This is a genomic window from Raskinella chloraquaticus (SeqCode) (assembly GCF_021731865.1).
Classification (GTDB): Bacteria; Pseudomonadota; Alphaproteobacteria; order Rhizobiales; family UBA4765; genus Raskinella; species Raskinella chloraquaticus.
The window spans coordinates 60,030-71,984 of the sequence record NZ_JAKFWN010000024.1; the positions used below are offsets into that span (position 1 = coordinate 60,030).

Annotated in this window: 9 protein-coding genes; 6 read left to right on the forward strand and 3 right to left on the reverse strand. The window is 60.5% G+C overall.

The window, feature by feature from the left end; all coding sequences use genetic code 11:
* The first annotated feature begins 37 nt into the window (after positions 1-37).
* The 3 genes from ACINK1_RS08520 to ACINK1_RS08530 all read left to right on the forward strand — a co-directional run bounded on the left by ACINK1_RS08520 (position 38) and on the right by ACINK1_RS08530 (position 5,685).
* On the forward strand, positions 38-2,902 hold the full coding sequence (locus ACINK1_RS08520) for a valine--tRNA ligase (RefSeq protein ID WP_376800919.1): 2,865 nt from the start codon (positions 38-40) through the stop codon (positions 2,900-2,902).
* A 262-nt stretch (positions 2,903-3,164) separates the two neighbouring features.
* Complete coding sequence (gene ilvD / locus ACINK1_RS08525; protein ID WP_376801003.1) at positions 3,165-4,889, forward strand: dihydroxy-acid dehydratase; 1,725 nt, start codon at positions 3,165-3,167, stop codon at positions 4,887-4,889.
* Positions 4,890-4,986: 97 nt separating this feature from the next.
* A complete protein-coding gene (locus ACINK1_RS08530) occupies positions 4,987-5,685 on the forward strand; it encodes a tetratricopeptide repeat protein (protein WP_376800918.1) in 699 nt (232 codons plus the stop codon).
* A gap of 70 nt (positions 5,686-5,755) precedes the next feature.
* Here ACINK1_RS08530 and ACINK1_RS08535 read toward each other — a convergent pair whose 3' ends face one another.
* The 3 genes from ACINK1_RS08535 to erpA all read right to left on the reverse strand — a co-directional run bounded on the left by ACINK1_RS08535 (position 5,756) and on the right by erpA (position 7,306).
* Entirely contained in the window at positions 5,756-6,061 is a 306-nt protein-coding gene (locus tag ACINK1_RS08535) for a hypothetical protein (protein ID WP_376800917.1), read from the reverse strand.
* A 51-nt stretch (positions 6,062-6,112) separates the two neighbouring features.
* On the reverse strand, positions 6,113-6,904 hold the full coding sequence (xth, locus tag ACINK1_RS08540; RefSeq protein ID WP_376801002.1) for an exodeoxyribonuclease III: 792 nt from the start codon (positions 6,902-6,904) through the stop codon (positions 6,113-6,115).
* A 63-nt stretch (positions 6,905-6,967) separates the two neighbouring features.
* Positions 6,968-7,306 (reverse strand): iron-sulfur cluster insertion protein ErpA, encoded by a 339-nt coding sequence (erpA, locus tag ACINK1_RS08545; RefSeq protein WP_376800916.1) that lies wholly within the window; start codon positions 7,304-7,306, stop codon positions 6,968-6,970.
* 100 nt (positions 7,307-7,406) lie between these two features.
* Here erpA and ACINK1_RS08550 point away from each other — a divergent pair, with 100 nt between their 5' ends.
* The 3 genes from ACINK1_RS08550 to ACINK1_RS08560 all read left to right on the forward strand — a co-directional run bounded on the left by ACINK1_RS08550 (position 7,407) and on the right by ACINK1_RS08560 (position 11,926).
* Complete coding sequence (locus tag ACINK1_RS08550) at positions 7,407-8,609, forward strand: deoxyguanosinetriphosphate triphosphohydrolase (RefSeq protein WP_376800915.1); 1,203 nt, start codon at positions 7,407-7,409, stop codon at positions 8,607-8,609.
* Positions 8,610-8,633: 24 nt separating this feature from the next.
* Entirely contained in the window at positions 8,634-10,394 is a 1,761-nt protein-coding gene (gene argS, locus ACINK1_RS08555) for an arginine--tRNA ligase (RefSeq protein ID WP_376800914.1), read from the forward strand.
* Positions 10,395-10,456: 62 nt separating this feature from the next.
* Positions 10,457-11,926, forward strand: coding sequence for an SPOR domain-containing protein (locus tag ACINK1_RS08560; protein ID WP_376800913.1), 1,470 nt, complete (start codon positions 10,457-10,459; stop codon positions 11,924-11,926).
* The last annotated feature ends 29 nt before the right edge of the window (positions 11,927-11,955 follow it).

An 11,955-nucleotide genomic window follows, 5' to 3' on the forward strand; every position in this document is an offset into this window, starting at 1 on the left:
TCAAACCTCGCTCCAAAGATGTGGTGAGCGTAACGTCATGCTGGATAAAACCTATTCTCCCGCCGAGATCGAGGCGCGCGTGGCGCAAGCCTGGGAGAAGGCTGACGCGTTTGCAGCCGGCCGGTCCGAGCGCCGGGGTGCCCCGCCCTTCAGCATTGCCATTCCGCCACCCAACGTCACCGGTTCGCTCCATATGGGGCATGCGCTCAACAACACGCTGCAGGACATTCTCTGCCGTTACTGGCGCATGAAGGGCAGGGATGTGCTCTGGCAACCGGGCACTGATCATGCCGGGATCGCGACCCAGATGGTTGTGGAGCGCCAGCTCATGGAGCGCCAGCAACCATCGCGGCGCGACATGGGACGAGACGCTTTCCTTGAACGCGTCTGGGCGTGGAAAGCCGAATCGGGCGGGACGATCGTCAGCCAGTTGAAACGACTTGGCGCGTCGTGTGACTGGTCGCGCGAGCGCTTTACCATGGGTAATCGCGAGGAGGGCGAGCGCGGCCAGATGCAGCGCGCCGTCGTGGCGTTTTTTACGACATTGAGCAAAACATTAGATAAAGATAACAAGCCATTGCTTTATAAAGCAAAGAGACTGGTCAACTGGGACCCTAAACTGCTCACCGCCATCTCTGATCTCGAGGTCGAGCAGCGCGAGATTAAGGGCAGCTTCGCCTGGCATCGCGGCGAGACGGACAAGGAAGGTAACCCCAAACCGTTCGACGAATCCGCCCTGCGCAAGATTCTGACCCGTGAGCCGGGCGGTCACCTCTACTATTTTGACTATCCGCTTGAGGGCGCAACGTTCAATGCCGACGATTCGGCGACTTATATTACCGTCGCCACCACCCGGCCCGAGACCATGCTGGGCGATACCGGCGTTGCCATTCATCCTGAAAATGACAAGCTGAAGCACCTGATCGGTCGCAATGCGGTGCTGCCATTGGTTGGACGGCTCATTCCTCTGGTTGGCGATGAGTACGCGGACCCTGAAAAAGGCACGGGTGCCGTCAAGATCACACCGGCCCATGATTTCAACGATTTCGAGGTCGCCAAGCGCTGCGGGTTGTCGACCGTCAATATGCTGACAAAGGACGGGCGGGTTGATCTTTCCTCCGCCGATTTCGATGTCGTGCCCGAGACGACGCGCGCACTTGTCGGCCTTGGCCGGTTCGAGGCGCGTCTGCAGGTGGTTGCATTGATGGTAGCGGCGGGATTGCTGCGCCAGGTTGAGCCCCATCTCCAGCAGGTGCCGCATGGTGACCGCTCGGGCGTGCCGGTCGAACCGTTCCTCACTGACCAATGGTACGTGAACGTCAAGCCGCTGGCTGACAAATCGATGCAATGGGTGCGCGAGGGCGCGATCAGGATCGTTCCGCAGGCGCGCGAGGCTGATTTCTTCCGCTGGATGGAGAATATCGAGCCGTGGTGCATCTCGCGCCAATTGTGGTGGGGCCACCAAATTCCTGCCTGGTATGGCCCGGACGGCGATTTTGTCGTTGCGGAAAACGAGAACGAGGCGCGTCAGCTGGCGGATGCCAAATGGGGATCGCAAGCCGCAATCACTCGCGATCCGGACGTGCTCGATACGTGGTTTTCATCGGCGCTCTGGCCCTTTTCAACGCTGGGCTGGCCGGATGCGACCGCAGAACTTGACCGCTATTACCCGACCTCCGTCCTGGTGACCGCCGCCGATATTCTCTTTTTCTGGGTGGCGCGCATGATGATGGCCGCAGCCGCGACGCAAGGAAATTTGCCGGCGGAGAGGCAGCCTCCGTTTCACACCGTCTATCTCCATGGCCTGGTGCGGGACGAGAAGGGGCGGAAAATGTCGAAATCCGTCGGCAACGTCCTCGACCCGCTGGTGGTGATCGATCAGTACGGGGCTGACGCGCTGCGCTTTACCATCGCCACCTTCGCCGCCCAGGGGCGCGATCCCAAGATCGGCGTCAAAACTGCTGAATCCTATCGCAACTTCGCAACCAAGATGTGGAATGCCGCCCGTTTCTGTGAATTCAACGGCTGTGTCGCTGATCCGGCATTCAAGCCTGAGGGCGTGAGCGCAACGGTCAATCGCTGGATTCTGGGTGAGTTGCAGGCAGCGATTGGCGATATTGCTGCCGCCATCGAGGCGTATCGCTTCAATGACGCGGCCAATGGTGCCTATCATTTTGTCTGGGGAACATTTTGCGACTGGTTTGTCGAATTGACCAAACCCGTGTTGCAAGGCCCTGATGGGCCGGCAAAGGACGAAACGCGGGCAACTGCCGCGTTCGTTCTCGATCATATCATCCGCATCATGCACCCGTTCATGCCCTTCATCACCGAGGAATTATGGGCGCGCATGGCGGGCGAGCGCGCGCGTGACCAACTCCTCGTTCTCAGCGACTGGCCGCTGCTCGTCGGCCTTGATGATGCGGTGGCGCGCTCCGAGATCAACTGGCTGGTGCGGCTGATCCAGGACATTCGTGCCGTTCGCGCCGAAATGAACGTTCCAGCCGGCGCCATGATGCCCGCCGTCATCGTCGGCGCCGGCAGGACGACCCTCGACCGCCTCAGCGTTCACGACGAGACGTTGCGCCGTCTGGCGCGCCTTTCCGATATTGTATTGTCCGATCAGCCGCCGCCAGGATCCCTGCGTGTTGTCGCCGAAGAGGCCATTCTCGCGCTGCCGGTTGCCGGAATTGTTGATTTGGCGGCGGAGCGAAAGCGTCTTGACCGCGAACAGGCAAAGCTCGGCGAAGAGATCGCGAAGATCGATGCCAAGCTCGGTAATCCTGATTTCCGCGCCCGTGCCCCCGAGGACGTGATCGAAGAGCAAAATGAGCGCCGCGCCAGTGCCCAGTCCCGGCTGATGCGCGTCAAAGAAGGCGTCGCAGCACTTGCGGAAGCAGGTTGACGCCGCGTTTCGTGGCGTTTTTGCAACAGCCATTTTCAATCTTGAGATCGCACGCATTACGGATGCGTGATGGGCTCGACATGCCCAGATTTGGCCATGAAACAGGGATGAGTAGACGCGTCGAACGCTTGGTGTCCGTGGAAATTTGGGCAAGCGCGCCTTGATCGGGGGCGGTCCGCTGCAAGCCTGAAGGTCAGACGGCGATCACTGGCGGTGGCGTGTGGCTACTGCGGTGATCACGCATGCGGTTCGCGAGGGAATGATGGACGCCAAGACATTCAATAAAAGCCGGCTGCCAAGCCGCCACGTGACCGAGGGGCCGGAACGCGCCCCCCATCGCTCGTACCTGTACGCAATGGGCTTGACGACGCAGCAGATCCATCAACCGCTTGTCGGCGTTGCCTCGTGCTGGAATGAGGCCGCGCCGTGCAATATTTCGCTCATGCGCCAGGCGCAGGTGGTCAAGAAGGGCGTGGCTGCTGCTAACGGCACGCCGCGTGAGTTCTGCACCATCACCGTCACCGACGGCATCGCCATGGGCCATGAGGGGATGAAATCATCGCTCGTGTCGCGTGACTGCATCGCCGATTCAGTTGAACTCACCATGCGCGGCCATTGCTATGATGCGTTGATCGGCCTTGCCGGTTGCGACAAGTCGCTGCCTGGCATGATGATGGCCATGGTGCGTCTCAATGTGCCGTCGATCTTCATTTACGGCGGCTCCATCCTGCCTGGCACCTTCAAGGGAAAACCTGTCACCGTGCAGGATGTCTTCGAGGCTGTCGGCATGCACTCGGTCGGCAACATGTCGGCTGATGATCTTGACGAGCTGGAACGTCACGCCTGCCCGTCGGCTGGCTCCTGCGGCGCCCAGTTCACGGCCAACACCATGGCCTGCGTCGCCGAAGCGCTGGGCATAGCGCTGCCTTACTCAACCGGCGCACCCGCGCCCTTTGAGTTGCGCGACGCCTTTGCCGCGCTGGCGGGCGAGAAGGTGATGGAGCTCATCGCCCGCAACATCCGTCCGCGCGATATCGTGACGCGGAAATCGCTGGAAAACGCGGCTGCGGTCGTTGCCGCGACCGGGGGATCGACGAATGCCGGCCTTCATCTGCCGGCGATCGCCAATGAGGCGGGCATTGATTTCAACCTGTTTGATGTTGCTGAAATCTTCAAGCGCACGCCTTACATCGCCGATCTGAAACCCGGCGGAAAATATGTCGCCAAGGACCTGTACGAAGTCGGCGGTATTCCGCTGGTCATGAAAACCCTGCTCGATCACGGCTTCCTCCATGGCGATTGCCTGACAGTGACCGGTCGGACCATGGCTGAAAACCTTGCCAAGGTGGCATGGAATGACGAGCAGGATGTGGTGCGCCCCGCCAACAAGCCGATTACCGTCAATGGTGGCGTCGTTGGCTTGAAAGGCAATCTCGCTCCTGAAGGCGCCATCGTTAAGGTTGCCGGCATGAGTGAACTCAGGTTTTCCGGGCCGGCGCGCGTCTTCAATTGCGAGGAAGACTGTTTCGCCGCCGTCGCCAGCCGCGCCTACAAAGAGGGCGAGGTTCTGGTTATTCGCTATGAGGGACCGAAGGGCGGCCCCGGTATGCGTGAAATGTTGTCGACAACCGCCGCTCTGTACGGGCAGGGCATGGGCGGCAAACTGGCCCTGATCACTGACGGGCGGTTTTCCGGCGCTACCCGGGGCTTTTGTATCGGCCATGTCGGACCGGAAGCGGCCGTTGGCGGGCCCATCGGGCTACTGAAAGATGGCGATATCATCGATATTGACGCGATTGACGGCACGTTGAGCGTGCGCCTGAGTGATCAGGAGCTGGCTGAACGTCGCAAATCCTGGAAACAGCCGCCTGAAAATTTCGGTTCCGGCGCACTCTGGAAGTATGCCCAGCAAGTTGGCAGCGCCCGCGATGGCGCGCTGACCCATCCTGGCGCCAAACATGAGAAACGGTGCTATGCGGATGTTTAGTCGATCAAGCGCATTTGCGTGTGTCTTTACGCTCTTTTGCGGTGCGGCGGCAGCCTTTGACGGTACGCCATCATCGCCGCAGGCGACGGGAACACCCGTGACGAGCGATGGTGGGGTGGCGGCGGGTCCTCGTCGTCTTAACCCCATTATCGAAGCCATAGAAACCCTGATGGAAGCAGCCCAGCAGGGCGATGCGGAATCGCAATGGCGGCTCGCCAGGCGGTACGCTCGTGGCGAGGGTGTCAAGCGTGATGACCTGCAGGCCTTTAACTGGTTCAGCCAGATTATCGAAAATCATGCGGATGATGATGTGAGTTCGCCGCAGGCGCCCTATGCCAAGCGGGCATTCGTGGCGCTGGGTTCCTACTATCTCGCCGGCATTCCCGGCACTGAAATCAAGCAGGATTTCGCGCTGGCCTGGCGCATGTTTTATCATGCGGCCTCTGTCTTCGGTGACCCGGAGGGGCAGTATCAGATCGGCCGGATGTATCTCGACGGTTCAGGTGTCGATTCCAACCCTCGCATGGCCGCAAACTGGCTGCGCACGGCTGCCGTCAAGGGCCATGTGGAAGCCCAGGCGACACTCGGCGAACTGATTTTTGTCGGCCGGCCTGGGCTTGATCGCCGCCCCGCCGAAGGTCTTGGCTGGCTGACGATTGCCCGCGAGCGTGCGAAGCTGCCGCGCGATGCCTGGGTCATCAGCGCGTTTGAGGACGCCTTCACGCTTGCCAACATCAATGAGCGCACCCAGGCCGCGCGTATCGCGCGGCGCCAGCTTGCCTTGTCGGAAAAGTGATGCGAGCCATATACGTCCGATGACCGAATGGGTCGGATGGGCCTTCCGCTCATCGCTATCGGTCGCGGGGTCAGTTGATGGCGGCTTTGAAGCTCGCTGTTTTTGTCCCTTTGGGGCGGTCCTGACGCAGCGATACATCGCAGGATTCATCGCTGAACTGCCATGATGTGACGTTCTGGTTCATCACACATGTGGCTATTCGATTGCCGGCATCACTGCGCAGGCAGGTCTTTTCCTTGAGATCGAACATCTGACCTTGCGGGCCGCGGCACTGGCAATCGATGCCCGGTCGAAATTCCTGCTGCGCATGCGCGCTTTGATCGGCAAGTCCGCTCACCAGCAGGCAGGCAATGACGAGGAGGCATCGGGCCATCATCAGCCGATAATAATCCCCCTTGCCGCCAACAGCAAGCGAGCGCCTGTGCCGTCACGCCGCCGCGAACTCGAACTGTGCCAGAACCGGCACGTGATCAGACGGCTTTTCACGCCCGCGGACATGTTTATCGATGCGAACGCCACGCAAACTGTCAGCTGCTTGCGGTGACAGCAGCAGATGGTCGATACGAATGCCGTTATCGCGCTGCCAGGCGCCGGCCTGATAATCCCAGAACGTATAACGCCCGGCATCGTCGCTTATAGCACGCAACGCTTCCGTCAGACCCAGATGTGTCAACGCCCGCCATGCCTGCCGGCTTTCGGGCTGCGCCAATGCATCATTGGTCCACGCAGCAGGGTCGCGGCAATCTCTGTCCTCGGGAATGACGTTGTAGTCGCCTGCCAGAATGAGGGGGTCTTCGTGAAGAAGCAGGCCCTGCACATGGGTATGCAGACGTTTCATCCAGCCAAGCTTGTAGGGGAATTTGTCGCTTCCGAGCGGATTGCCATTCGGCAGATAAATCGACGCCACGCGGATGGCGCGGCCGGGCAGGGATATTACAGCCTCCAGATAGCGGGCCTGTTGGTCTTCGGCATCGCCGGGCAGGCCGGCGAGCACATCGTCGATCGGAAATTTCGAGAGGATGGCAACACCGTTGAAGGTTTTCTGGCCGTGAACGGCTAGATGATAGCCTGCATCTTCAATCGCCTGGCGCGGGAAAGCGTGATCCTCGCATTTGAGTTCCTGCAGACAGACAATGTCAGCCTTGGATTCTCCCAGCCAGGCGATGAGGGCATCGAGGCGTTGGCGAACCGAATTGACGTTGAAGGTTGCAATCGTCACCAGCATCAGCGCCGCTTCCCGTTTGTCAAAGTAACGGGCTTTCGCCGCAACGCCCGGTCGACGTCACAACGAAAAGCTCGTGCCGCAGCCGCAAGATGATTTGGCATTGGGATTTTTGATGTCGAAACGGGCGCCGATCAGATCATCGACGAAATCGACGCAGGATCCCCGCAGGAATTGCAGGGACATTTCATCAACGATCACCGCCGCCGCCGCCTGGCTGACCTTCACGTCGTCCGCATGCGTCTCTTTTTCAATATCAAAGCCATATTGAAACCCCGAGCATCCGCCGCCTGATACAGACACCCGCAGCCCGATTGCGCCCGGTTCATCGCGTAAAATCTCGGCGATGCGGCTGAACGCGCGCTCAGTGACCGTAATCTGTTGCGTTTCGCTGGCCATTTGCTCCTCGCAAGCTCATTGTCGCAAGTCGTAGCCCTTGCTCTATCGTGATAAGCAGATAAGCACGCTTTCCTGCAGGGTCAATGCGTCAGAGAGAGACATGGCGGTCGTCGGACGGTGTGCGTCACTATTTTCAGCGTCGAGCCAGGCCGGGCGCGGACGCCTGATTACTGAACCGGCAAGCCCGACGCGTGGCGATTTTCAGCGCGACCGTGACCGCATCATCCACTCAACCGCCTTTCGTCGCCTGAAAGACAAGACGCAGGTCTTCGTCTATGACGAGGGGGACCATTATCGCACACGGCTCACCCATACCATCGAGGTGGCGCAGATTTCGCGCGCCCTTGCCCGCTCGCTGGGTATGGATGAGGATTTGGCCGAAGCGCTGGCGCTTGCTCACGATCTCGGCCATCCGCCCTTTGGCCATTCGGGCGAGGATGCCCTGTCAGCCTGCATGGACGCTCACGGCGGGTTTGACCATAACGCCCAGGCGCTGCGCATCGTCACCCGCCTTGAGCGTCGCTATGCCGCTTATGACGGGCTTAATCTCACCTGGGAGATGCTCGAAGGCCTGGTGAAGCATAACGGTCCGCTGACCTCGCGCGAGGGCGTGCCAATCGGCAGATACAAAGCCGGATTGCCCTACGGCGTCATCGATTATGCCCGCCTCCACGATCTGTGGCTGTGGTCATGGCCATCCGCCGAGGCGCAAGGCGCGGCAATTGCCGACGACATTGCCTATGACGCCCACGATGTCGACGATGGGCTGCGGGCCGGCCTGTTTACCCTTGATGACCTGGCTGAAGTACCGCTCGTCAAAGATATCTTGCAGCAGGTGGACGACAAATACCGGCGTCTTGAGAGCCAGAGGCGGGCCTATGAGGTCGTGAGGCGCGTGATTACCCGGCTGATCGAGGACGTGATCGTCGAAAGCCAGCTGCGGCTTGCCGGCGTGACAGGCGAGGGCGCCGACGCCATCCGCCGCCACGACGCGCCGGTGATCGCCTTTTCCGCCGCAATGGCGCAGGCGGAAAGCGAGTTGAAAACATTCCTCTACCATCACATGTATCGCTCAGGTCCGGTGATGGCGGTCAGGCGCCGGGCTGAGGACGCAGTAAGCCGGTTATTCTTGCGCTATATGGACGACCCACAAGCGCTGCCCTCTGCCTGGCAGCTCGCTCACGGGGGCAGCGATCCCGCGACCCGAGCCCGCCACGTCTGCGACTTTGTCGCCGGCATGACCGATCGCTTCGCCCTGCAGGAATGTGTGCGGCTTTTTGACGAAACCGCTGATTTGCGTTAGCGAGCCTCGCCGCAGGAGACGGATATGGATGTTTTCGACGACTTTACAAATCGCATAAAGAAACATTTACAAGCATCTGTTATAAAAGATATTGTTTTAAAGAATGCCGATCTGCAACATGTGTCGGTTGAAGCGCCGCGCGACGCTGCCCATGGTGATTTGTCGTCAAATGCCGCCATGGTTCTGGCCAAACCTGCCGGGTTGAAGCCGCGTGAGATCGCAGAAGTGCTGGCTGCGGCGCTGGCGCAGGACAGCGATGTGACTGACGCGACGATTGCCGGGCCGGGGTTTGTCAATTTTTCGCTGCGTGACGCGTTCTGGCATCGGTTGCTGGTCGATATCCTGGAGCATCCACAGGCGTACGGCGGTTCTCCGCGCAACACCGAAGACAGGGTCAACGTCGAATATGTGTCGGCGAACCCGACCGGGCCGATGCATGTCGGGCATGGCCGTGGCGCTGTGGTTGGCGATGCAATCGCTGCCCTGCTGGCGCGGACCGGCATGGCGGTTACCAAAGAATACTACATCAATGATGCAGGCGCGCAGGTCGATGTGCTGGCGCGCTCCGTCTATCTGCGCTACCGCGAGGCGCTTGGGACGGTGATCGATGCCATTCCCGAAGGGCTTTATCCTGGTGATTATCTGATACCGGTCGGCGAAGCGCTGGCACGCGATTATGGTGATCGCTTCGCTGCAGCGTCCGACGAATCGGCATGGCTGCCCTTGTTCCGGCAGCGCGCGATCGACGCCATGATGGACCTCATTCGAGAGGATCTGGCAGCGCTCGGCATCGTTCATGATGTCTACTTTTCCGAACAATCGCTCGGCGCCGGTCACGACGACCAGATTACCGAATCGCTTGAGGAATTGCGCCGGCAGAACCTGGTTTATGTCGGGCGCCTGCCGCCGCCCAAGGGCCAGACGAGCGAGGAGTGGGAAGACCGCGAGCAGACGCTGTTTGCCTCAACGCGCTTTGGCGATGATGTCGATCGCCCGCTCTTGAAATCCGATGGCGGTTTTACCTATTTCGCGTCCGATATTGCCTATCATCGCAGCAAGTATCGGCGTGGCTTCAACCGGCAGGTCGATATCTGGGGCGCTGATCATGGCGGCTATGTAAAGCGCATGAAGGCGGCTGTGACAGCAATCAGCGGCGGCAAGGCTGACCTTGATATCGTTCTCACCCAGCTGGTGCGCCTCTTCAGGGCAGGTGAGCCTGTGCGCATGTCCAAGCGCTCGGGACAGTTCGTCACCTTGCGCGAAGTCATCGACGAAGTTGGATGTGACGCCGTGCGTTTCATGATGCTGATGCGCAAGAGCGACGCGCCGCTCGATTTCGACCTGGCAAAAGTCGTCGAGCAATCGAAGGATAATCCGGTCTTTTATGTGCAATACGCCCATGCGCGGGCGCACTCCGTTTACCGCAACGCGCGCGAAATCATGCCCGATATTGACCCCTATGCGGTTCCGGATCTGGCAAGCGTAGCGCGGCTGACGGAACAGCAGGAGCTTGGTCTGATCAAGCTGCTCGCCGCCTATCCCCGCATGATCTCCAGCGCTGCGAATGCAAGGGAGCCGCACCGCATTGCCTTCTATCTCTATGAACTGGCAAGCCAGTTTCACGGGCTTTGGAGTCGCGGCAAAGACATGCCACAATTACGGTTCATTAACTCAGATGATAGATTGTTGACCGTGGCTCGTCTTGCGTTGGTGCGTGCAGTCGAATGCGTATTGGCAAGTGGCCTTGGAATACTTGGCGTCTCGGCGCCGCAGGAAATGCGCTAGCGTTGCTTCACGCTGGGTGTGCTTCCGGTGGGTCCGACAGGTGATACTGCAAGGCGGTAGCGATGAATGAGAGTAACCTCAGGCGGACCAACTGGACGCCACAACCCAATCAGATGCGGGCGCCGGCAAGCGACGCGTTTTCGGCCAGCAGTGATCCTCTCGAGGAATTGCAGCGCGCCCTCAGTCAGAACGGCAGCATCGCGCCGATCAATCCGCGACGCCCCGTGATGCAGCGCGCGCAGCCATCGCCTGCCCCCCGTCGCGACCCATCGCTTGACGACTTGTTTTCTGGAATTGACGCGTCCGCCTTCGAGGCAGCGCTTAGCAAGGGCCAGCCCCGTCCCGCTGCGGCGGATGATGTTGCGGCACGAGAGCCGCCGCCACCCGTCGCAAGAACGCAGGAAAGAGTACTCGATCAGGCGATGTTTTCGGCAATCGAGCGCGACTTGAGCGCAGCCAGTCCGATAAAACCGGCACAAGCGGCGCGCAGCGGGCAAGCGTCCGCGCGCGATACGGATTTTGACTATGAGGCGGCGCCTCATTTCGATGATGGTATCGCACTGGCGCCCACGCCGCACGAGCCGGCGTCAGCCAGGCGCGGCCGGCGGGTGAAGGGGCTCGGTACCGTCATCGTCGTCCTCGGCCTTGTTGTCGTCGGCCTGGCTGCCGTCGCCGGCGTGTCGCTTTTCGCCTGGAAGGGCACGAAATCGGCAGGAGTTGAACCGGTGATTGTCCGTGCCGATCCGCGGCCGAGTCGCGTGGTCGCTGAACTGCCTCCGGAAAGCCGGGCATCGAACAAAGTCATTTTTGATCGCGTGCCTGAAGCGGGAAAGGCAGCGCCAGTCGAGCGTCTTGTCCCGCGTGAGGAACAGCCGGCGTCAAGCCTGCCGGCGCGCCCGTCTGAGCCAGCCGGCGCTACAGCGCCAGCAACCCAACTGTCCGAGCCACGCCGGGTGTCAACAACGACAATCCGGGTAAAGCCTGATGGGTCGCTCGAAAGCGAACCCACAAAGCCGCCCTCGGCATCTGGCCCTGCGGTTCGCCCGGAAACGACAACGACCCACGCTCTCGCTGGCTCACCGACAGGGCTTGGCAATGGCCAGGGCAATCCGCTGCCATCAACAGTCGTGCCGCCTGGGGCTGTGGTCAGCGTTCCAACCATTGCATCTGCCCAGCCCAAGGCTCAGGCGCCTAATCCCGCGCTGGCCCAGCCGGTGGTGCGTGAAGCTCCACCAGCCAGCCGGGCGCCGGTTGTTCAGGCGCCACAGGCCCAGAATGATGCGGCTGGCTTCATGGTGCAGATTTCATCGCAGCGCAGCCGCGACGAGGCAGTGGCGAGCTTTGCCAATTTGCGCAAGCGCTACCCCTCACTGCTGTCCGGGCAGTCACCCGACATCCAGGAAGTGGATCTGGGAAGCAAAGGCACCTTTTACCGCGTGCGTGTCGGTCCATTGCAATCGCGCGCTGAAGCTGCGGATTTTTGTACGAAATACAAGGCAGCGGGCGGCAGCTGCGTGGTGAGCGCGAGCTAGCTTGCGACAGCTGCATCGCCCTGCAACGG